The organism is Stenotrophomonas sp. YJH_SMC_48-3 (assembly GCF_059369375.1).
This window is the reverse complement of sequence record NZ_JCAFSQ010000011.1, coordinates 23,886-42,786: the sequence shown is the minus strand read 5'-3', so window position 1 is coordinate 42,786 and position 18,901 is coordinate 23,886. Positions and strand designations below refer to the sequence as shown.

Genomic DNA, 18,901 nt, shown 5'->3' with positions numbered 1-18,901 from the left:
ATCAGAACTCGTCGAATGGGTTGCCCTCCGGGGTCTTTTCGGTCCCCAGCTTCTGACGGTCAGCCGGGGTCAGGCCCAGGCGCGCCAGGCAGCCGATCAGGTGGGAGTACTTGGCCGCAACGAACTCGCCGCGGTTGGCACGGAACTCGGAAAGCAGCGATGACGCCACCTCCATGATGAAACGGTCGGCGCTGGTCAGGACGCCAGGCAGGGCGCACTTCTCCAGCTCCTTCCAGACCACTGCGACCTCGGTCGGAAGGTGTGCCGGTGCCTTGCCCAACGGAGCATTCGCCTTGGGCGCTTCCTTCTTGTAGCGCTGCGGATCCTTCTTGGTCGCGCCCTTCAGCTCGGCCAGTTCCCTCGGCTGTCGATGGCGAGCCATCGGACCTCCCATTTCTGAAATTCAAATTCTGCGGACGCGAGAAGAAAGGGGGGCGCGCGTATCGGGAGAGGAAGGCCCTCAACTTTGACCCTCCCCCCTCCCTTTCCGTTCAGCTTTCGGTGGATAACTCACTGGTCGCTCACCTCCGCGATGCTGGTGCGTGTCCCTGCCGAACCCGCCGTTTTCCCGCGCCGTCTTCGCGCTATGGCACGGCCGGCACAGTGGCTGCAGGTTGCTGTCGGCGTTGTTGGCGTCGTCCCCGTCAATGTGGTCGACCTCAGTGGCCGCCCGCACCCTGCCCTGCTCAGCACAGCACCTGCACAGGGGCTCACGGGCCAGCACCACCGCACGAATCCGGCGCCACAGCGAGCAGTTGGTGGGCAGCGCGCGGCGCGCCTGCCTCTTGCGGACCTGGGCGCTGGTCTCCTTGTAGGGGCGCCAGCCGGCAGCACGATGCTGCGGTGGCCTGGTGGGCATCAGTAGGGGTTCCCGTCCAGGTCGACGCGCGCAGGCTCGGCCCCTTCGTCCTGCACAGGTGCACCAGCCTCCTCGCCCAGCAGCTGGGCCACGGCCTGCACCAGCAGGCCCACATGCATGGCCAGCTCGGCGATCTGCTTGCCCTGCTGCTCGATGATCCCGACCAGTCGGTCGATGCGACTGTCGGTGCTTCCGTCAATGCGCGAGACCAAGGCGGCAATAGCAGCAGCGCGCGCAGCCCGCTCGGCATCCAGGTCAGCCGCCAGCGATTCAATCCGTGCAGCGTTCATCAGCAATCCTCATTGTTTGCAGCACCAGGCCACGGCGTATCCACCGGTCGACCCGGTCCCAGTCCGGCTCCATCCCCGTTGCCCGGGCGAACCACATCACTGCGGCGAGGTAGCAGCGCAGCCACCACCGCATGCGTATCGACGCGCGCAATGTCGCAGTCATCAGAACTCCTCCACTGCCCAGCCACCGCCGTCCCGCTTGGGCCTGGCCTTCACCGCAATGAAGCGGAACGGGTACATGGCCGCTGCGATCTTGATCTTGGCCCGTGCATCGTCCTGCCAGTGCCCCTTGACCTCGTGGCACTCCATGACGCCGTCGGCAGCCATGACCGCAAAGTCCGGGGTGTAGAACGTGTTGTCTGCCAGCCGCAGCTTCATGCCCTCGAACCGGTGCCACTGGACCTCGCCCGCAGCCTGCAGCGCGCGCAGCCGCTCGGCATACGCAGCCTCGGTCTTGTTCATCTCGCCGGTCTTCAACCGGCCCAGTGCCAGCAGCCGGCGGTTCATGGCGTCACCGGTTGACGGTCAGCTGCGATCACGGCCTGGCAGGCCCGGACGTGGTCGTCGGCGTCTCGTCCGATTTGAACAAGAGCGCCCGCGACCTCTTCTCGTAGTTGGGCTGCCTGGTCACGTTCGATGGCGCCGGCGACGGCTTCGGACAGGCGAGCGGTATTGCAGGTGGCGAGGTCGTCGCGCAGCTGGAGACGACCAGCGCGCAGGTCAGCCACAACAGCAGCAGGGACGGTCTCGGCCACAGCGCGGTCTTCTTCATGTTTTGCTCCGATGGTTGCGAGGCTTTCCGCCTGGCGGTGTTCGACGGCTCGGGCCTGATTCACCTGTTCGGCCACGGCAAAGGCTGCGGTGCCACGCTGATGGGCTTCACTCGCCTCCGCCCGGTTACCTCGCCAATTCCAGCCGGCACCAAACATGGCGGCGGACCACAAGCCGAGTCCGATGACCACAACGGTGATACGGCTCATGACTTGCCCTCGCACATGGCCCGTTCTGCCGCGCGGCGGTTCACCAATCCTTGCACGCGCTTGCCGCCGGCGTAGACCCAGCGGTCCAGCTCCGGGCACCAGCTCGCGGCGGGCTGGCCAGCGTTGATACGCCCCACCAGTGTTGAGCGGCAAGCAGCGCCTACGCCCACGTTGTAGGTCCAGCTGAGCAGAGCCGCAGCCTCGTGGGGCTGTAGTGGGACGCGGATACATGCCTGAATACCGGTCAGGTACTGCCCAAGCCGGCTGTTCAACCTCTCGGCGCACTCCTGCTCGGTGTAGACCGCCTTTTCCGGGCGGCTGGTATCGCCGTAGCAGTAGGTGGCAACGCCTACCATGTCGACATATGGAGTCGCCGAGTAGCCCTCCCATGGCTTTACCAGCGCCGCCGCAGCCAGAGCGATGACGGCGGCGGCGCTGCTACCAATGATCTTCGCCTTCATGTTCGCGCCCTCTGCCGCCACTCGCGAACCCAGCGCCAGCCCAGGTAGCTGATCTGGCCCACCAGGTAGATGATCGTCAGGACCACCACCACGCGATCGAGGTTCGCCCCTGCGGCGACCGCGCCGGCTACCGTCACCGGTGGAGCAGCCTTCGCTACAGCACCAGCGGCAGTGCCAATGATTTCGTCCTTCATGGTGGCCCCGTAGGTCGTCCGGTTCGGCATATGCCCCTCCCGGTTGATTGGTGCCCGCCCCTAGCGCCGGCTCGGCACGAGAGTTTGTCCGGCTGGGACGCGGGCAAAGAAAAAGCCCCGGCTGGGCCGGGGCTTGCGATTGGATGGTGACAAGATTGCCGCCTTTTCCGATGACCTAGGAAGTCATCGCTATGCGGCCCGCGTGAGCGCCTTACTGAGCTGCCTGGCAGCGCGCGCCTCGGCTGCACGGAAGTTGAAAAGCATCCACTCATAGACCGGTCGCCAGAACCGGCTGTAGGCGGACCAGTCGGCACCGATGGCAGCCGCACGCTTTCGGCCGCTGAGCGGATCGAAGCCACTTCCGCCGCAGCTGTCACAGTTCAGGATTCCCGCGATCGACGGGTCCACAAGGACCTTCTTGCCTCCACAGCGGGAACACTCGCACGCCCCGGCCATCTCTTCGATCACCGCCCCGGCCAGCACCCCAAGTTGTTCCATCGTGTTGTTCGGCCACGCCGCCGACCGTGCATTCTCCAGCGCCTGCTCGGCACGCCGCAGCTCACGTCGCTGCACATCAGTCACCGTGCCCCCGCCCCAGCCCATGCTGGCCTTGGCGATCCCGAACTCCGTCCGGGCATCGGCAAGATCGTGCATCTGGCGGGTGAACTCCGGTGCGACCAAGCTGACGACGGCCTGGCGCAACTGCTCTCGACGACGTTGGCCGCTCTCCGGCCACCACAGTGCCTGCAGCAGCTCATGCCCCAACCCATGCGGAACATCTGCCAATGCTGCGACGATCTCTTGGGTGGAAGGGCCACCGGCTGATCCGTCGAAGCTCATCGTCCTTGGGCCAGTCCGGCTCGACAACAGTTCGCGTGCCTCGTTCATTCCCATGCGCCTTCCCCTTGGTGGTTTGCTCGTGCAGCGCGCGATCGCGCTTGGTTGTCTTCTATTGCGGCACCTGTCACGCCGCACGGTCCCAGCTGGCCGCCAGGCGCTGCACCTGCCCGCCGCGTGCCTCGAACTGTTCCACTGTCTCGGTCGGGCCATCGGCGACCACATGACCCTTGACCCGCGTGGGCCGTGACACCGTGTTGTGGTCCATCCGCCGCTCGCGTGGCGCACGCTGGGAGTTGATCCTCGGCGCCATTGCTTTCGTCTTCTTCATGCTGCCGCCCTCAGTTCGTTGATGTAGGTCTGGTTTGCAATCAGCTCGTCGTCGGAGCCGTACGTCTCGTGGAAGGTCCTCGAGCCATCCATCAGGCTCGGGCCGTAGATCTGGCGCATCGTCGCGAAGGTGTTCCCCTCCATCGGATGCCGCATGTGGTGCCACTTGCAGAGCGCGTAGCCAAACATGTGACCGCGCCGCAGGTTCCCGCTCTTGGCGTGGTTGTAGTCGCAGCCGTAGACCACCAGCTCCGGCTCCAGCAGGTCCTGCATCTGCAGTGCCAGGCAGGCCATACATGGGCCGGTTTTCGCCAATTCGATACGCGCTGCCTCGGCTCTCGTCGGCGGGGGTGCGTTCGACCACATCAGCGCAGCTCCGGGATCGGGCCGGCATAGCGGGTAATCGGGATCTGGCGCATGCCATCGCGCCACACGCGCGTGCCACGGGTGGTGTACAGCACCAGCGGCTTGATCCCGTACCCATAGGCCAGATACCAGCCGGCCACCGCCACCGGTTCGGACACCGGGCGCACTTCCAGTTCGACGTGGTCCTGGCTCATGCCGCAGCGTCCTGAGCCGAGCCGAACAACTCGGCGATCTCGGCCAGCCGCTTCCGGGTGCGTTCATTTGCTTCCGGGCTCGCCTCCACTCGGCCCGCCAGCAGTGCCAGCGGGTTGAACGCAGGCGTGGCCGACGGCAGCGACAGGTACTCAGCGACCTGTTCATGGACCAACCGTCCGGCGTTGACGGCCTGCTGAAGCGCGGCGTCGCGGGCACCAGCATCGTGGCCCAACGACGGCTGGTAGACGGCGCAGCAGCCTGCAGCGCGCGCCTCCTTCACCAACCGGGTATAGACCTCCAGGAATGCAGCCCGGCCTGCAATCTTGTCTCCAGCCTCCACCAGCGGCAGCGCCGCCGTCCACGCATCACGGGTCTGCTCGCTCCACACCAGCGTCACCGCCTCGTCAGCGGCGCGGATGGCCACGGCCCATGCTTCGTTCGGGGCCGGGTGTCCGTCGTCGATGCGCTCCATGATCGCGGCCAGACTGAGCTTGCCTTTCACCTCTCGGCGGCAGGCGGTCAGCGCGTTGGCCAGCACCGGCAGCGGATAGGTCGCCAGGTCGGCGACCATGTAGGCCGCAGCGGCCGGGCGGATCTGCTCGCCCATCACCTCAGCCGTGGCCACCAGCATTTCGACGAGCCTGTCTTGATCGGCATCACTGAGCATTGGCGTTTTCCTTCATGCGGCGCAGCAGCGCCTTGGCGTCGTCAGCGGCCGAGGCGTTGGCCTGCGTCTGGTCCTGCTGCTGGGCGCTGGCCTGCGTCATTTGGCGGCCGGTGGCCCACTGCGTGCGGTATGCCTCGCACTTCGCCAGCAGCGCGCCCAGGTCGTGCATGTTCTGCACCACGTAGCGCTCGTTGACGGTCAGGAACCATGCTGCGACCAGCGGAGCCTCGCCGTGGCCGAGCCGCTGCACGATCTGCCGGACGTTGCTGTTCACCTTGGCGTTGCGCACCGGTGGCACACCGTGGCGGTCACGGTAGGCGCTGGCGTAGGCGGCCCAGGTAGCACGGCACGCGGCCTGCAGGTCGGTTTCGGAAACCACCGCCAGCGGCGCGGCCGGCAGGCCCGCCGGAAATGACGGTTCTCCTGACGGTTCATTGAGGGTTATATGACGGTTAGGCGGCACGGGGCGCACCCCTAGACCTGCGCCCGGTGCATCCCCCCCTGCACGGGGCGCATCCCCTCCTGCAGCGGGCGCACCCCCTGCATGGGGCGCAGCCCCTGCGCCCGGTGCAGTACCTGCTTTTCCAGACTTGCGGCCAGCCTTCGACGGCGCGGCGGCCTTGTCGAAGTTGGCGGGGGTTACCTTGTAAACCGTGCTGCTGTTGAAACGGCGGTCACGGGTGAGCAGGCCAACGGCCTCCAGATGATCCATTGCCGTGCGCACAGCGCGCGCCGACATGCAGCACCGCGCAGCGATGGTGCCCACCGCCGGCCAGCAAACGCCGTCGTCGTTGGCCTGATCAGCCAGGGAGATCAGCACAGCCTTCTGCGTGACGCTCAGGCCCTGAAGCGGCCAGCACTGCGACATGATGATGGTCGACATGTCAGAGCCCCAGGTCCAGGTTCTCGCCCGGAGCGACCGGCCACCAGGTGCAAGCGCTACCGTCGCCGCTGGCGCAAGGCGCCTTCGGGCCTCTCCACACGCGGCCCTGTTTCTCCAACTCAGGCAGGCGACGGGCGATCATGTGTCGGTCTAGCCCAGTAAGGGTCGCAAGGTGCAGGCTGCTCTGGCCCGGGTAGCGCCTTACCGCTGCCTCGGTCGTTGCCTGTTGGGCACGCTGTTTGCCACTGACCACCAAACGGCTCGCAGCTTCATGGCTGGTGCTGGGATCAGTGGAGCGAGCGGGATGGTTCATCGGGCCGTCTCCAGTCCCATGGCGCGGATGACGGCCTTGCGGAAGGTCAACGCGCTGATGACCATGTCATCGCACTCGTTGATGATCTTGTGCCCGTGGGGACGGTCCTTTTCATCAATCACACCGTCGGCAACCGCAGGGCTGATTGCGGCGCACAAGTCACCGAAATCCTTCATCAGCTGGCCAACGCCGGTCGTATCGGCTACCGTTTCTATGGCATCCATGCGGATCGGCAGGATCCCGCGCCGCCGGGCAAGCTCACGCTCACAACTGCTGCGGTACGGCTCCGGCAGGCTCAGCACCCACGCGTCCTCCAGGTCGGCCGGCAGAGTCTTCACCACGCCGTCGAGGTAGCGGCCGAGGATCTGGCCGTTGTGCTTCTTGTCCGCGTCACCATCGCCGCCGAGCGTGATGCGGAACGGAACCTCACGGTCGTCCTCGCCTAGCAGCGACAGGTAGGTATCGGCCACCGCCATCGCAAAACTGCGGCGGTTGGAGCCGGTGTCGCGCAGCATCTGCTCGGTGAATCCGTAGATCACCGTCTGGCGCTTGGGCAGGAAATGGGGCTTGGGCTTCATGACAGGCTCTCAGGGGTGGCGCACGATGGGCGCTATGGAGATCAACAACTCACGGACGACGGGCGTCGCCCTCCTTGCGCTACGCTGGATGTGCCAACAACACAGCCCGCAAGGAGGGCGACATGGAAATCGAACTACTGGAAGACATCAGGACGCTGTTGATCCGGAATCGAGTGGGGGAAATCAGGCTCAACATCGAACGGGCAGAGAGCGAGGCCGATATCGAGGAGGTTCACCTAAACGGGGAGACTCACAAGGTTCTGACCAGACCGGCGGCCTTCCGGATCGCGGTGAGCGAGCTGAAGCAGGACAAGGCATTCATTCGGAGCTTGGTGGGTTAGCCTTGGCGTTGGCGGCTTCGGCGCTGCCAACTTGCGCGCGCAGCGCACGTTCCAGCGCCAGCCGCCTCTTCAACTCCAGCAGCTCCAGCAGCTCTGGCAACTCCGGCAGCAGCTGCCTGCGAATCCAGGTCTTCAGCGCGCGCATTTCAAGCCACCTCAATAGGACCGATGCGGTCTGCATCGGGGTCGTCGTTTGCCGGCTTGGCCGGCTCCTGCTGCTCGGAGTGCCCAAGCAGTTGAAGTACCTGGGGCAAGGCCGGGACCATGTCCTCGTCCTCCCAGGCGCTCACTTCTTCCACAGGCAGCTGCAGCACCTTTGCCAGCTGCTTGTCGGTGCTCAGGCCGAGCTTTGCGCGGAGCGCGCGTTTGGTGGCACCACTGCCGGTTACTTGGCGCTCCTCGGCGGCCTCGCCTTCACCAAACACATCCGGCCGAAGCACATGCCGCGATACTCCGGCCGCAGCTTCGATAGCCAGAATGTGCCTTGCAGCCACTGGCCGACGGCCCGTAGCCCATTGGGACACGAGCGCCGGATGCACGCTGAGGGTTCGGGCCATGGCGGCTTGTCCGCCGAGCACTTCAATTGCCTTGAGGATTGGCGTCGTCATGCCTCAAACATAGCAGTGCTATCTAACCATGTAAATAGCACTGCTGATCGCGACTCTGAACCTAGTCAAATAGCATTGCTATATGCCTAGGCCAGCCAATCCCAAAACTCCCGAAGGGCTTGCAATCACTGGCGCGCTCGCCGCGTCAGGTCATACGCAAGCTGCTGTGGCTGAGCGCCTGGACGTGAGCCCCGGCTTCATCTCTCAGTTCGCGAGCGGCCATCGCCCGGTCCCTTGGGACAAGGCCGAACTCCTAGCGGCTGTCATAGGCTCCGAACCTCATTTGGTCAGCGCCGAGTACGCACGACTTCGTGAGCACTTTCAGGTGTCGCAACCATCGCGACTGAACGAAGCTATCGTTCTCAACGCGATCGGCATTGCACGGAAAGCACTGGGTCTGGCCATCGGCGAGAAATTCGACGTTGAGCAGGCTCCAGACCTTTTCGCCCAAGCAATCCGAGTTGCGCTTGCTGCTGAAATGCGAAAGGAAGGGGGAGCTGTTGATGGATCTGGATCGGGAGATGGACAAGCTGGCGGAACTGATCGCTTTGCGCGCCCAGCGAAAGCTGGGGGTAAAGCCGAAGCTGGCAGCGGTAGGAAGCGCCGCACGGCCTGACAAACTCAGCGCCGCGCAAATGCTGGCGGAAGCACAGACCAGAATGGATGTGATGGTGCGCGAGTCCCACTGCAGGATGATTCGCCACTTGGTGCGCCGCTGGGGCGGGCAAATGCAGGTTATTGTCGATCAAGCCTGCTTCGGACTCGCGGGTATCGAACAGCTCCCTGACGAAGATCTCATCCAGCTCCACAAGGACTTGGAGCGCGCTCAAGATTGCATCCGCGATGGCGTTTCGTTTGAGGATGCCGGCCTGCTACGGAGCCGATACGGGTAACGACTGGGGCGAGTCGCCAGCCGCTCGCTCCGGCAAAACCTGAACCGGTTAATTATAAGATCGAAGTGTAGATAGCATTGCTGTTGACGCATGTAGATAGCGTCGCTATTGTTGCCCTGCCGCCCAACACCGCCCCATCCCGGGGCCCGGCGCAGGAGATCACGCATGGCCACGCTCGCTCTTGGCGTCTTCAAGGACCTCACCCCAGCCGCCTTCGCACTGCTCCCGCTGGGCCGGGTGAAGGCCCAATTCGGAAACGTAAGCGTCCAGATGGATGCCAGCGAAGCCGAACAGCTCGCTCAACAGCTACAGGCTGCAGCCAACCAGCTGCGCGCCGCGCAGCAAGGCGCCGCCGCATGAGCGCCGCCCTCGCCAACCACTCAAACGCCCAGCGCGCCGCTGCAGCCGCCGGCATCGTCGCCCGCGCCGGGCGCCGCTGGGGCCTCCTCCCCAACCAGGTCGTCATCTCCGCCAGCATCGCCGCCAATGCCGTCCTGCGGCAGGGCAAGAGCGCAGCAGGCGCCGTCGCCGCTGCTCGCCGCGCAGCGCGCGCACAGGCAGGCGCTGCATGAGCGCCCCTGTCGATGTGCAGCGCCTGCGGAACGACCTCGCTTGGTGCCTCGTGATGGAGCGCGGCGCCAGCCGCCGGGGTCGGTACTTCGAGCGCAGGGCAAACGATCCTCGCAATCCGAACCGTGCCGCATCTGCGCGCGTCGCCGCCGGCTACCAAGGGGACGCCGCGAACGACCGTCGCCGCATCGCCGAGCTGCGTGCCGAACTGGCGAGCGCCAAAGGCGGTGCTGCATGAGCCGTCAGTATCGCGACGATCACCCGGCTCTGGATACTCATCTCTCGGTGCTGGAAGGCGCGGCCATGGACGCGTTTGACGCCGGATGGGACGCATACCCGCCGGGTGCGCGCTGCATCGTTCGCTCGCAGCGCTATGGCCACCCACCGGTCGAACGGGAGGCGCTGATCGTTAGCACCACTGTCCACCTGCACATGGGCGTCAACGGAAGGCCCTGGGCTTCGATCAATGTGCGCACGAAGAACCTGAAAACCGGGAAGTACCGCGTGTTCTACCCGTCCGTCGAAGTCGCCGGCAAGCCGAGCGTTCGCGTTGTAGGCGGCCAGCCGTGACAGACCACGACTTCTCCGCCGCCATGGCCGTCGGCATCCCGCCCATCACCCCGCCAGGAGCAATCCCCATGACCCAGCTGAAAGCCTTCTACGTCGACGACATGCCGACCATCTACGCTGCCGAATCCGTCGAGCACGCCGCCGAACTGTACGAAGCCGATTGCGGCGAAGCGCCCGCAGACGGCTACCCCTATCAGGCATCGGAGCAGGATCTGGATATGCCGGTGCCGGAGACCGACGAGGACGAGCGGCCGACAGGCGTCATGACCACCATGCGCGAGTGGCTGGAAGCAGCCAGCCCGGGCTTCCTGTGCGGGGCCGAGTGATGCGCCACCTGGCCCTGCCCTTCTACTGCGCGCTCGTGGTAAGCCTGCTGCTGGCACTGCTCGCGCGCGCCATTTACACCAATGCCGGTTCGCTCCTCCCGCCCTTTGGTGCCGGCGTTGTCTTCTTCACCTGGTGCGGCGTGCGCGACCTGCGGCGCAACTGGCCCGCATTTCGCGACGAGATGCGGCAGCGCGCAGCACAACGAAAGCGCGCACCGCTGCGAGCCGACGACGCACATTGAGCAACTACCGCACGGCCAATCAAGCTCGGACCCAGCAAGACGTCCGCTCACCGGGAAACTCTCCACGGATTTGAAGCATGCAGAACCGTAACTCAAACATGCTCCTTGAAAAGGCGCCGCATTGCCATCGTGCACTCGTGGTCCACTTTGGCCAATGCGCGAAGCGCGACGGTGAGTCCCGCGCGCACTCCGGAAACTCGCATTTCAAAGTCATTATCGTCGCTGTAGTCAACCAGCTTCTTTGTTCCCGCACGAACCGCTCTGCAGGCGTCAATTGCAACAGCCAGCAATGCAGCATTTTTCATGTCGATTCCAGGCCATCTCGCTGCGTCAACTGTGCACTCTGCGAGAGGCGCGACTCCAAACGCGACTCTATCTCGATACTGCTCTCGCTCCTCTTTCGAAGCACGCAAAGCGTCCAAGAAGGCCGGTTCAAATGCCGAATCGCTACCGGCTGGGTGAACTCCATTCAGATCCTGGAGAAAAGTCATCGTCTCCACGACTGGACCCAAGTGCGCAAAGAAGAAAAGAGCGTTAGCCCTCTTCCTGACAAACCGACGCTGGATGGATGGCGCAAAGACTGCAGAGAATACGGCAGCCACTGTGCCCAAGGCGGCCCAAGCATTCCAGTTGACTACGCAAGTCTCACTCAACACCCAGCACTGGCTCACGCCATCCAACATGCTCATTCCCTGATCCCCTTGTGGGCAGGACAGCATTCTGCCACGCGAGTGCGGTTGCGGGAGATCGCCCATGGCTGACCAGCTGTTCACCGCTGCAATCGACCACCGCGAGGTCGGCCTGCAGCTGGCCAGCATGTCCGGGGTCGAGCTCGACTCGATCACCTCCCATGATGCTCGCCTGTGGGAGGCCCGAGGGCAGGCGCTTCAGGCGCTTGCTACCGGCGACATGGATGCTGCGTTGCGAACCATGGGCATGGCGTCGTCGCGGATCATGGCCCGAGACCAAGCATGGGAGATCGCGTCGAACGCAGTAGCCGTCCGCATGGCCGCCGGATGGACGCGCGACATGCTGGTGAGCAGCACCGAGGCCGGCTGCGCGCCGTGTGGTCGCGGCTACTACCTGTTCTGCTCCGGAGCCATCGCGGTCTGCTACTTCCCGATGGTTTGCATAACCGACATGAATGGCCGCGGCTACCACTTCCATATCGCCCAGGACCTGCTCAACGAGCGAGATCTTAGTCTCTACGCCATTCGTCGTCCGACCGTGCCGCAGCAACTGGAGATGTTCCGATGATTGCCCAGGACACAACGCACGTGCCTGACCCTGATGAGGATGAGTACGACCGCCGGCGCCTGCCAGGTGCGTACTCCCAAACGCTCCACCACATCCGGGAACTGCGCAAAGAGCGGGATGCACTGCTACTGCGTGGCCACGCCGGGGACAGATTCGGGGCCGCCCAGCTCTCATGGTTCATCAGGAACAACGAGAACTACGCGGCGCGGCTTCTGGTGCGAATGAAGGAAGTCGGGTTGGTTGGAGCTGGGGCCACCTATGCATGCACTTCCATCGCGCCACCGCCGGCACTGCCGGCCCAACTGGACCTGTTCGCATGACTAGCATCGTCCGCAACAACCTGCTGACGCGTCAGGGATACACGCCGTACTGCGGCGAAGTTCGCTGCACCGCAGGCATACCCCGCACCACCTGGGACGGCGAGCAGTTCCGCTGCCGATGCGGCTGGCGGTCCAGCTTCCCTGCCGATTTCATCGCCGATTACAAAGCAGCCTGGCCGCAGCTGCGCGTTGCGCTGGCCAGTAACTGAAGGAGGACAACATGGTCCAGAAGAACAAGGCCGCTCTAGCGCTTCCGCTCCGCCTCAAGCTCGCCCAGCACGGCCGCCAGGCCGCGATTGCTGGCAATAGCTCGATCATGCCGGGTCTCTCCGGGCTTTCCCGCATTGAGCCATTCCTTCGCTCGCGTCCGAAGCACCAGGTTTGCCGCTTCCAGAACGACCTGGTGGCGAGCATTCCTCTGCCCATTCGCGAGCCGAGGGCCGAACACAGTCAGCAGCGTCGCGCCCGGCTCCAGAAGCTGTTGCGCGGCGTCGCCCTCCAGGTGCTCACCGTGGTGAACCTGCCTGGCCAGTGCGTCCAACAGGTCGGCCAGCGACCGGTCAGCGCCCGGAGCCATGGCGACTCGGATCTGCTGCCGCTGCCAATGCGTCGTCGGCCTCTTGGCCAATACCAAGTCCTGAACGTCAGCGCTCTGTCGAAGAGCGCCCGCCTCAGCCTTGGCGCGGAGCCACAACTCCGCATGCGTCGAGTTCGAATATTGACTCATGCACCCCAGTGTAGCGCCAGCCATTTCCCACGTTTCCAACGGAGGTGACACATGACCCAGGAACATATCAGCCACCCGGAAGGGTTGCCGAACTGCGCCGCCGGCCACCGTGCGCGCCACATCCACGACAAGCGCTGCGCGTCCGCCGGCGGTGGCCACCTGGTCGAGTGCGCCTGCAGGTCGACCAGCAAGCATGCCGACCCCGACGCGGCCATTGCCGCATGGCGCCGGCTCAACCGCCCGACCCGCAGCTTCCGCGCATCAACGCAGCCTGCGGTAGCCGAAAACGTCATCCAGATGCGCTTGGTAATGGCAGGCGGAGGGCAGGTGGCCAGTGCTCTCTGATATGTACCTCTCGCGGGACGAAATCGCGGGCCTTTGCCGCACGCCACAGCGCGCGCGCCAGGCGGCATTTCTCCGCAAGAACGGAATCAAGCACTACCTGGACGCACACGACTGGCCGGTGGTGCTGCGCTCTAGCGTTGAAGGAACGGCGCAGGCACCAAAGGCGCCGCCGATATGGACTTCCAGCAAGGTCGCTTGAAATGGGACGGAAACCTAGCAAGCCGGGGGCAATCCCCCGGTTCAGGCCACGCAAGCAGAAATCGGGCGTGACCCACTACTACTACGACCATGGTGGCAAGCCGAGGCGCGAAACACCCCTCGGCAGCGACTACGGCGTGGCCATCAAGCGTTGGGCCGAGATCGAGCACGCGAGCACGATCCCGGCCGCCGCCGTCGTGACCTTCCGGCACGTCGCCGACCGCTACCGAGCCGAGGTGGTTCCTACCAAGGCTGTCACCACGCAGCGCCTCAACAACCGGTGCATCACCGCGCTGCTGAGCTACTTCGACGCGCCGCCAGCGCCGTTTGAAGCCATCCGGCCGATCAACATCCGCCAATACCTTGATTGGCGAAAGGCGAAGGTGATCGCGAACCGCGAGGTGTCGCTGTTCTCGCATATCTGGAACTGGGCGCGCGGCAAGGGCATTACCGACCTCCCCAACCCCTGCGAGGGTATTCGGCGCAACAAGGAAGCCGGGCGCGATGTGTACGTGGACGATGATGCGTTCCGGGCTGTCTACGCACATGCCGATGCAGCCCTGCGCGACGCCATGGACCTTGCCTATCTGACCGGACAGCGCGTAGGCGATGTGTGGTCGATGGACGTGCGCCAAGTTACAGCGCGCGGCCTCATCATCCAGCAGTCGAAGACCAGCAATCGGGTCACCATGGAGATCACGGGAGAGCTTGCTGCGCTGCTCGAGCGCATTGCGAAACGTAAGGGGGAGAAGTGCCCGAACGGGCGAGAGAAGGTCTACAGCACGCGGCTGATCGTGGACGACGACGGTCTTGCCCTAGGCCGGGCAGCGTTGCGCTACAGATTCGACAAGGCCAGAGAGGCCGCCGGTATTGCAAAGGGGGAGTTCCAGTTCCGAGATCTCCGCGCCAAGGCGGGCACGGACAAGGCCGATTCGGCAAAGGACATTCGCGAAGCGCAGGCCCAGTTGGGGCATTCGTCGGTCACCACAACCGAGATCTACGTGCGGAAGAAGAGAGGTTCGAAGGCGACCCCGACCCGCTGACATCGGGATTTCAGAATGACGGCCGGATGAATATAACGCTGTCGTTACAGGCACTTATGGCTATTCACCAAGTGTAGTCTTGACCACATTCGAATGGAGCGCCTCAATGACTCAAGACGCCGACACCTCTCTGCTCGGGCTGCGAACGTTCATCATTCCTGGGTCGAAACGACAGGCCTTCGAAGAAAGGCTGCGCGAAGCCGGGATCGATCACCAATGGCATGCAAATCGCACTGGTCCCGTGCAGCCGCACAAGCCTGGACACGTACCAGTCACGCAATGGCGCTTGACCATCGCGCGGGCAGAGGACGTGATCCGAACCATCGCCCTCCTCGAGGGCGACAGACCCCGATAGCTCACATGATTGCGGAGCGGAACGAGTATTGCGGAGCGCACGGGTATCCGCAAACCATTGGGAGACATGGAGCGGGCGATGGGAATCGAACCCACGTCAGTAGCTTGGGAAGCTACAGCTCTACCATTGAGCTACGCCCGCGTTGCGGTGGAAAGTCTATGCGCTGGGGCCGGTGTTGCGCAATGGTGCCCCCGCATCAGAGCGGGGCCGGCGCCCTTTCGTTCCCGAAAGGGGTCCGGCCCCGCCTGGTTTCTGCTTAGAAGCTGCCGCTGAAGTTGGCGAACAGCGTCGCGTCCTGGCCACGCTTCTGCCCGGCCGAAGCGCTCAGGCCGAAGTTGCTCTGCAGGCCGAACAGCTCGGTACGGGCACCCAGCACCACGGTGGCGTAGTTCTTGTCGAAGTTCAGGCCCGGCACACGATAGCTGCCCAGTTCCGGCAGGGTCTGCAGCCATGCGCTGGCCTGCTTGGTGTCTTCGAACTCGTGGTCGTAGGTCACCTGCGCGTACGGCTTGACGGTGCCGCCATCGAAGCGGGCCTGCCAGCCGATGCGGCCGACGGTCGAATCGACGTTCTGGCGATCGTAGCCCAGTGCGGTGGCCAGGGTGCCGGCCGCAGCGCTTTCAGTGTAGCCATCGATCTTCACCTTCTGCCAGATCACCGAAGCAATCGGGCCGTGGCGGAAACCGCCTTCGGTGCCGAACTCGTAGCCGGCGTTCAGCGCGGCGGTCAGGTTGCTGCCGTCCGGCGAACCGCCGTGCTCACGAGTGGCCGGGCCCAGCTGGACCTTGCGGTTCACGTCATAGGACAGCCAGGTGTAGCTGACCTGGCCATTGATCCAGATGCGGTCACCATACCAGCCGGCGAACAGACCGGCAGTGGTGTCCTTCTGGGTGAAGTCGCCACGGCTGTTGCCGAAGTCTGCGTTGAGGCGGCCGAAGCCGGCGAAGCCGCCGAACACCATGCCGTCGCGTGCCCAGTCGATACCGAACAGGCCGGCGGGCGCCAGGCCGTCGTACAGGTCGGCATGGTCATAACGCTGCAGGTCACCGCGCACGCCGCCCCACCAGGACAGGCCATCGGCCGGGCGACCACCCAGGTGCATGCTGACCTGGTCGGCACGCGAACGGCCGATGGTCTGGGCCGAGTGGCTCAGCACCTGCTGCAGACGCGGGCCTTCCAGCACCGAGACAGCATACTGGCCCAGCAGCTGATGGCCGGCGGTGGTCGGATGCACGCCGTCGGCGAACAGGTAGGTGTTGGCTGCATCCGGGCTGACGTAACTGGTCGGGTTGCAGCCGATGATGCTGGCGGTGGAGTTGTTCGGATCGATCCTGCAGGCGGTGCTGGTGACGTTGGTGAAGCCGTACATGCCCGGATTGGCAGTCACTTCGCGCAGGATGCTGAAGGTATCGAGCGGAATGAACTCGATGCCTGCCTGCTTCAGGCCACCGTACAGCGCCTTGTTGTAGCCGGCCGACAATGCGGTGGCGGCGGCGGCATTGGGGCCGCGGAACTGCGGGGTGATGCCCACATCCGGCAGGTTCGGTACCAGCACGTACTGGGCACCAGCCTGCTTCAGCGCACCTACCAGCGCGATCTGGTCGGTGACCGCTGCGCCGATGATGCCCTGCACCTGGGCCTGCGACGCGCCACCTGCCGCCGCACGGGTGGCCGCAAACAGATCATTGGCGCCTCCCCATACGGTGTACAGGGCGTTGCCGTCAGCCTTGCCACCGTTCGCGGCAAGGTAGCGGGTTGCTTGCGACTTCAGCGACGGAATCACGCCCAGGCCACCGGCCTCGTCCACCGATACCCGGGCACCGCCCACGGCGTAGTTGTCGCCACTCTGGCCGTTGCCGTTGGCACCCCCGTTGAGGCCGTAGTAGTTGGCGACCTGCTGTGCCCACACCCAACCCGGGTTGGTGGTGAACTGGCCGGTGACCGGCTGCACGCCCGGATCGAGCAGCGGCCGGAAATAGCCGGCGTCGGTGAGGCTGTCGCCGAAGAACACGGCCTTGGAATACGGACTTTCGCCTGCCATGGCCGGCAGCGCGGCGAGTGCGATCGCAGCCGCCATCAGGGAGCGGATCGGGTGTTTGCTGAGCTGCATCTAGGAACTCCTGTGGGGTAAATAGGTTGGAATCCGGCACACGTACGCCGGCGCACGGTCAATGGTTTCACCGGGCCGCCGTTTGCTCACGCTGCGCCGCCGCATGGATTGTCGCCTGAGCACGCCGAAGCCTGCTGTGCTGGAGCTGGCGCCCCGATCAAATTGCAAACGTTCCGATCACGAAGGGCTATAAGCGACAATGCACGAATGAACATCCAGCTCAACGGCGAACCCCGCACCCTGCCCGCCTCGGCGACCCTTCACGACCTGCTCGAGGCCGAGCAGCTGCTGCAGCGCCGGGTGGCAGTGGAGGTCAACGGCGAGATCGTCAGCCGCAGCCGCCATCGCGAGCATGTCCTGGCTGAAGGCGACATTGTCGAGATCGTGCACGCGCTGGGTGGGGGCTGAGGCCTGTCCGGGTTTGCCGGCCAGCGGCCGGCACTACCCATGCCGATCCACGGCCGGCACGCCATTGCGTGATCCCATCTTCAGGCGGATAGGCGATAATCGCGCCATGAACGTTCATGTCTCCCCCGATTCGCTGGTGATCGCCGGCAAGACCTATGGCTCGCGGCTGCTCACCGGCACCGGCAAGTTCAAGGACCTGGAAGAAACCCGCCTGGCCACCGAGGCTGCTGGCGCCCAGATCGTCACCGTGGCCATCCGCCGCACCAACATCGGGCAGAACCCGGGCGAGCCGAACCTGCTGGACGTGCTGCCACCGGAGCGCTTCACCATCCTGCCCAACACCGCTGGCTGCTACACCGCCGAAGACGCGGTGCGTACCTGCCGCCTGGCCCGTGAGCTGCTGGACGGCCACAACCTGACCAAGCTGGAAGTGCTGGGCGACCAGAAGACCCTGTACCCGGACGTGGTGCAGACCCTCAAGGCCGCCGAGCAGCTGGTCAAGGACGGCTTCGAGGTGATGGTCTACACCTCCGACGACCCGATCCTGGCCAAGCGCCTGGAAGAGATCGGCTGCGCCGCAGTGATGCCGCTGGCCGCGCCGATCGGTTCGGGCCTGGGCATCCAGAACAAGTACAACCTGCTGCAGATCATCGAAGACGCCAAGGTGCCGATCATTGTTGATGCCGGCGTGGGCACCGCGTCGGATGCGGCGATCGCGATGGAACTGGGCTGCGACGGCGTGTTGATGAACACCGCCATTGCCGGTGCGCGCAACCCGGTGCTGATGGCCACTGCCATGCGCAAGGCAGTCGAGGCCGGCCGCGAGGCTTTCCTGGCCGGGCGCATCCCGCGCAAGCGCTACGCCAGCGCATCCTCTCCGGTGGACGGGCTGATCGGCTGATGACCAATCCTTTTGACAGCGCCGGCTCCAAGGCCCCACCCAAGCCCTTCACCGTAAGCGAGGGCCGCCGCGAGGTGCGCAGCTTCGTGTTGCGCCAGGGACGTTTCACCCCCGCCCAGCAGCGCGCGTTCGACGAACGCTGGCCGCGCTTCGGCCTCGACTACACCGGCCAGCCGCGTGACCTGGATGCCACCTTCGGCCGCCCGGCACACAAGGTGCTGGAAATCGGCTTCGGCAACGGTGCCGCGCTGCGCTTCGCCGCCCAGCACGATCCGTCGCGCGACTACATCGGCATCGAAGTGCACGCCCCCGGCGTGGGCCGGTTGCTGAACGCGCTGGCTGAGGACAATGCCGACCACGTGCGCCTGTACCACCATGACGCGGTGGAAGTGCTGCAGAACGAGATCGCCGATGGCGCGCTCGATGAAGTGCGCATCTACTTCCCGGACCCCTGGCACAAGAAGCGCCACAACAAGCGCCGCCTGCTGCAGCCGGCATTTGCCGAGCTGCTGGTGCGCAAGCTGCGCCCGGGTGGCCGCCTGCACTGCGCCACCGACTGGGAAGACTACGCCGAGCAGATGTGGGACGTGCTTGACGCGACTGCCGGCCTGGTCAACCGCGCCGGCCCGCGTGGCAGCGTGCCGCGTCCGGACTGGCGCCCGCAGACCCACTTCGAGACCCGCGGCCAGAAACTCGGCCACGGCGTCTGGGACCTGCTGTACGACCGCACCTGA

General features: G+C 64.9%; 36 protein-coding genes and 1 tRNA gene. 17 read left to right on the top strand and 20 right to left on the bottom strand.

What is annotated here, in order from left to right; translation table 11 throughout:
- Position 1: 1 nt before the first annotated feature.
- The 14 genes from AC5P65_RS16645 to AC5P65_RS16580 form a co-directional block, all read right to left on the bottom strand.
- Positions 2 to 382 (bottom strand): hypothetical protein, encoded by a 381-nt coding sequence (locus AC5P65_RS16645; RefSeq protein ID WP_065179332.1) that lies wholly within the window; start codon positions 380 to 382, stop codon positions 2 to 4.
- A 78-nt stretch (positions 383 to 460) separates the two neighbouring features.
- Positions 461 to 859: an HNH endonuclease signature motif containing protein gene (locus tag AC5P65_RS16640; RefSeq protein WP_495215754.1), complete on the bottom strand. Its 399-nt coding sequence runs from the start codon at positions 857 to 859 to the stop codon at positions 461 to 463.
- Positions 859 to 1,149 carry a hypothetical protein gene (locus AC5P65_RS16635; RefSeq protein ID WP_188250154.1) on the bottom strand — a complete coding sequence of 97 codons (291 nt, stop codon included), beginning with the start codon at positions 1,147 to 1,149 and terminating at the stop codon, positions 859 to 861. Before AC5P65_RS16635 ends, AC5P65_RS16640 begins: the two co-directional genes overlap by 1 nt.
- A gap of 162 nt (positions 1,150 to 1,311) precedes the next feature.
- A complete protein-coding gene (locus AC5P65_RS16630; protein ID WP_188250153.1) occupies positions 1,312 to 1,656 on the bottom strand; it encodes a DUF1064 domain-containing protein in 345 nt (114 codons plus the stop codon).
- Positions 1,653 to 2,129, bottom strand: coding sequence for a lysis system spanin subunit (locus AC5P65_RS16625; RefSeq protein WP_495215753.1), 477 nt, complete (start codon positions 2,127 to 2,129; stop codon positions 1,653 to 1,655). The genes AC5P65_RS16630 and AC5P65_RS16625 overlap by 4 nt, the downstream gene beginning before the upstream one ends.
- Positions 2,126 to 2,590, bottom strand: a complete 465-nt coding sequence (locus tag AC5P65_RS16620; protein ID WP_188250652.1) for a lysozyme — start codon at positions 2,588 to 2,590, stop codon at positions 2,126 to 2,128. The genes AC5P65_RS16625 and AC5P65_RS16620 overlap by 4 nt, the downstream gene beginning before the upstream one ends.
- Positions 2,587 to 2,784 (bottom strand): hypothetical protein, encoded by a 198-nt coding sequence (locus AC5P65_RS16615; protein WP_495215752.1) that lies wholly within the window; start codon positions 2,782 to 2,784, stop codon positions 2,587 to 2,589. Before AC5P65_RS16615 ends, AC5P65_RS16620 begins: the two co-directional genes overlap by 4 nt.
- A 189-nt stretch (positions 2,785 to 2,973) precedes the next feature.
- A complete protein-coding gene (locus AC5P65_RS16610; protein ID WP_242015274.1) occupies positions 2,974 to 3,672 on the bottom strand; it encodes a hydrogenase maturation nickel metallochaperone HypA in 699 nt (232 codons plus the stop codon).
- A gap of 76 nt (positions 3,673 to 3,748) precedes the next feature.
- Positions 3,749 to 3,952, bottom strand: coding sequence for a hypothetical protein (locus tag AC5P65_RS16605; protein ID WP_495215751.1), 204 nt, complete (start codon positions 3,950 to 3,952; stop codon positions 3,749 to 3,751).
- Positions 3,949 to 4,317 carry a Ref family recombination enhancement nuclease gene (locus tag AC5P65_RS16600; protein WP_188250615.1) on the bottom strand — a complete coding sequence of 123 codons (369 nt, stop codon included), beginning with the start codon at positions 4,315 to 4,317 and terminating at the stop codon, positions 3,949 to 3,951. The genes AC5P65_RS16605 and AC5P65_RS16600 overlap by 4 nt, the downstream gene beginning before the upstream one ends.
- Positions 4,317 to 4,511 (bottom strand): hypothetical protein, encoded by a 195-nt coding sequence (locus AC5P65_RS16595; protein WP_495215750.1) that lies wholly within the window; start codon positions 4,509 to 4,511, stop codon positions 4,317 to 4,319. The genes AC5P65_RS16600 and AC5P65_RS16595 overlap by 1 nt, the downstream gene beginning before the upstream one ends.
- On the bottom strand, positions 4,508 to 5,179 hold the full coding sequence (locus AC5P65_RS16590; RefSeq protein ID WP_495215749.1) for a hypothetical protein: 672 nt from the start codon (positions 5,177 to 5,179) through the stop codon (positions 4,508 to 4,510). Before AC5P65_RS16590 ends, AC5P65_RS16595 begins: the two co-directional genes overlap by 4 nt.
- Positions 5,169 to 6,062: a helix-turn-helix domain-containing protein gene (locus AC5P65_RS16585; protein ID WP_346715302.1), complete on the bottom strand. Its 894-nt coding sequence runs from the start codon at positions 6,060 to 6,062 to the stop codon at positions 5,169 to 5,171. Before AC5P65_RS16585 ends, AC5P65_RS16590 begins: the two co-directional genes overlap by 11 nt.
- A 309-nt stretch (positions 6,063 to 6,371) precedes the next feature.
- On the bottom strand, positions 6,372 to 6,953 hold the full coding sequence (locus AC5P65_RS16580; RefSeq protein WP_111187852.1) for a DUF8585 domain-containing protein: 582 nt from the start codon (positions 6,951 to 6,953) through the stop codon (positions 6,372 to 6,374).
- A gap of 122 nt (positions 6,954 to 7,075) precedes the next feature.
- On the opposite strand from AC5P65_RS16580, the gene AC5P65_RS16575 reads away from it, so the two are divergent.
- Positions 7,076 to 7,294 (top strand): hypothetical protein, encoded by a 219-nt coding sequence (locus AC5P65_RS16575; protein WP_111187851.1) that lies wholly within the window; start codon positions 7,076 to 7,078, stop codon positions 7,292 to 7,294.
- Here AC5P65_RS16575 and AC5P65_RS16570 read toward each other — a convergent pair.
- A complete protein-coding gene (locus tag AC5P65_RS16570; RefSeq protein ID WP_180849099.1) occupies positions 7,272 to 7,439 on the bottom strand; it encodes a hypothetical protein in 168 nt (55 codons plus the stop codon). The genes AC5P65_RS16575 and AC5P65_RS16570 overlap by 23 nt on opposite strands.
- A 1-nt stretch (position 7,440) precedes the next feature.
- Positions 7,441 to 7,902 (bottom strand): transcriptional regulator, encoded by a 462-nt coding sequence (locus tag AC5P65_RS16565; RefSeq protein WP_111187850.1) that lies wholly within the window; start codon positions 7,900 to 7,902, stop codon positions 7,441 to 7,443.
- Between the two features lie 422 nt (positions 7,903 to 8,324).
- Here AC5P65_RS16565 and AC5P65_RS16560 point away from each other — a divergent pair, with 422 nt between their 5' ends.
- From AC5P65_RS16560 to AC5P65_RS16530, 7 genes are all read left to right on the top strand, one after another.
- Entirely contained in the window at positions 8,325 to 8,795 is a 471-nt protein-coding gene (locus AC5P65_RS16560; protein ID WP_258391645.1) for a hypothetical protein, read from the top strand.
- Between the two features lie 165 nt (positions 8,796 to 8,960).
- Positions 8,961 to 9,155 carry a hypothetical protein gene (locus tag AC5P65_RS16555; protein WP_180849097.1) on the top strand — a complete coding sequence of 65 codons (195 nt, stop codon included), beginning with the start codon at positions 8,961 to 8,963 and terminating at the stop codon, positions 9,153 to 9,155.
- Entirely contained in the window at positions 9,152 to 9,367 is a 216-nt protein-coding gene (locus AC5P65_RS16550) for a hypothetical protein (protein WP_495215748.1), read from the top strand. The genes AC5P65_RS16555 and AC5P65_RS16550 overlap by 4 nt, the downstream gene beginning before the upstream one ends.
- On the top strand, positions 9,364 to 9,603 hold the full coding sequence (locus AC5P65_RS16545; RefSeq protein ID WP_495215747.1) for a hypothetical protein: 240 nt from the start codon (positions 9,364 to 9,366) through the stop codon (positions 9,601 to 9,603). Before AC5P65_RS16550 ends, AC5P65_RS16545 begins: the two co-directional genes overlap by 4 nt.
- The gene (locus AC5P65_RS16540; protein WP_478434567.1) at positions 9,600 to 9,935 is read left to right on the top strand and encodes a hypothetical protein; all 336 of its coding nucleotides are present in this window, start codon (positions 9,600 to 9,602) and stop codon (positions 9,933 to 9,935) included. Before AC5P65_RS16545 ends, AC5P65_RS16540 begins: the two co-directional genes overlap by 4 nt.
- Before the next feature lie 68 nt (positions 9,936 to 10,003).
- Entirely contained in the window at positions 10,004 to 10,261 is a 258-nt protein-coding gene (locus tag AC5P65_RS16535; protein ID WP_495215746.1) for a hypothetical protein, read from the top strand.
- Positions 10,261 to 10,503, top strand: a complete 243-nt coding sequence (locus tag AC5P65_RS16530) for a hypothetical protein (RefSeq protein WP_495215745.1) — start codon at positions 10,261 to 10,263, stop codon at positions 10,501 to 10,503. The genes AC5P65_RS16535 and AC5P65_RS16530 overlap by 1 nt, the downstream gene beginning before the upstream one ends.
- Positions 10,504 to 10,595: 92 nt before the next feature.
- Here the strand turns inward: AC5P65_RS16530 and AC5P65_RS16525 are convergent, their stop codons facing one another.
- A complete protein-coding gene (locus AC5P65_RS16525) occupies positions 10,596 to 10,808 on the bottom strand; it encodes a hypothetical protein (protein WP_495215744.1) in 213 nt (70 codons plus the stop codon).
- A 448-nt stretch (positions 10,809 to 11,256) separates the two neighbouring features.
- Between AC5P65_RS16525 and AC5P65_RS16520 the strand changes: the two genes are divergently transcribed.
- From AC5P65_RS16520 to AC5P65_RS16510, 3 genes are read left to right on the top strand one after another with little or no spacing between them, the layout of a single operon-like run.
- Positions 11,257 to 11,760 carry a hypothetical protein gene (locus tag AC5P65_RS16520; RefSeq protein ID WP_495215743.1) on the top strand — a complete coding sequence of 168 codons (504 nt, stop codon included), beginning with the start codon at positions 11,257 to 11,259 and terminating at the stop codon, positions 11,758 to 11,760.
- Positions 11,757 to 12,080 carry a hypothetical protein gene (locus tag AC5P65_RS16515; RefSeq protein WP_495215742.1) on the top strand — a complete coding sequence of 108 codons (324 nt, stop codon included), beginning with the start codon at positions 11,757 to 11,759 and terminating at the stop codon, positions 12,078 to 12,080. The genes AC5P65_RS16520 and AC5P65_RS16515 overlap by 4 nt, the downstream gene beginning before the upstream one ends.
- On the top strand, positions 12,077 to 12,289 hold the full coding sequence (locus tag AC5P65_RS16510) for a hypothetical protein (protein ID WP_495215741.1): 213 nt from the start codon (positions 12,077 to 12,079) through the stop codon (positions 12,287 to 12,289). The genes AC5P65_RS16515 and AC5P65_RS16510 overlap by 4 nt, the downstream gene beginning before the upstream one ends.
- Positions 12,290 to 12,324: 35 nt before the next feature.
- Here AC5P65_RS16510 and AC5P65_RS16505 read toward each other — a convergent pair whose 3' ends face one another.
- The gene (locus AC5P65_RS16505; RefSeq protein WP_495215740.1) at positions 12,325 to 12,807 is read right to left on the bottom strand and encodes a hypothetical protein; all 483 of its coding nucleotides are present in this window, start codon (positions 12,805 to 12,807) and stop codon (positions 12,325 to 12,327) included.
- A gap of 51 nt (positions 12,808 to 12,858) precedes the next feature.
- On the opposite strand from AC5P65_RS16505, the gene AC5P65_RS16500 reads away from it, so the two are divergent.
- The 3 genes from AC5P65_RS16500 to AC5P65_RS16490 are packed head-to-tail and all read left to right on the top strand — an operon-like array spanning position 12,859 to position 14,393.
- Positions 12,859 to 13,152: a hypothetical protein gene (locus tag AC5P65_RS16500; RefSeq protein WP_495215739.1), complete on the top strand. Its 294-nt coding sequence runs from the start codon at positions 12,859 to 12,861 to the stop codon at positions 13,150 to 13,152.
- 1 nt (position 13,153) lies between these two features.
- A complete protein-coding gene (locus AC5P65_RS16495) occupies positions 13,154 to 13,351 on the top strand; it encodes a DUF4224 domain-containing protein (protein WP_495215775.1) in 198 nt (65 codons plus the stop codon).
- A 1-nt stretch (position 13,352) separates the two neighbouring features.
- Entirely contained in the window at positions 13,353 to 14,393 is a 1,041-nt protein-coding gene (locus tag AC5P65_RS16490; protein WP_495215738.1) for a tyrosine-type recombinase/integrase, read from the top strand.
- Between the two features lie 422 nt (positions 14,394 to 14,815).
- Here AC5P65_RS16490 and AC5P65_RS16485 read toward each other — a convergent pair.
- A tRNA-Gly gene (locus AC5P65_RS16485) sits at positions 14,816 to 14,889 on the bottom strand.
- A gap of 115 nt (positions 14,890 to 15,004) precedes the next feature.
- The gene (locus tag AC5P65_RS16480) at positions 15,005 to 16,825 is read right to left on the bottom strand and encodes an autotransporter outer membrane beta-barrel domain-containing protein (RefSeq protein ID WP_180832925.1); all 1,821 of its coding nucleotides are present in this window, start codon (positions 16,823 to 16,825) and stop codon (positions 15,005 to 15,007) included.
- 240 nt (positions 16,826 to 17,065) lie between these two features.
- Between AC5P65_RS16480 and thiS the strand changes: the two genes are divergently transcribed.
- The 3 genes from thiS to trmB all read left to right on the top strand — a co-directional run bounded on the left by thiS (position 17,066) and on the right by trmB (position 18,901).
- Positions 17,066 to 17,266 carry a sulfur carrier protein ThiS gene (gene thiS / locus AC5P65_RS16475; RefSeq protein WP_019660184.1) on the top strand — a complete coding sequence of 67 codons (201 nt, stop codon included), beginning with the start codon at positions 17,066 to 17,068 and terminating at the stop codon, positions 17,264 to 17,266.
- A 106-nt stretch (positions 17,267 to 17,372) separates the two neighbouring features.
- Positions 17,373 to 18,167, top strand: coding sequence for a thiazole synthase (locus AC5P65_RS16470; protein ID WP_019660185.1), 795 nt, complete (start codon positions 17,373 to 17,375; stop codon positions 18,165 to 18,167).
- A complete protein-coding gene (gene trmB / locus AC5P65_RS16465) occupies positions 18,167 to 18,901 on the top strand; it encodes a tRNA (guanosine(46)-N7)-methyltransferase TrmB (protein WP_019660186.1) in 735 nt (244 codons plus the stop codon). Before AC5P65_RS16470 ends, trmB begins: the two co-directional genes overlap by 1 nt.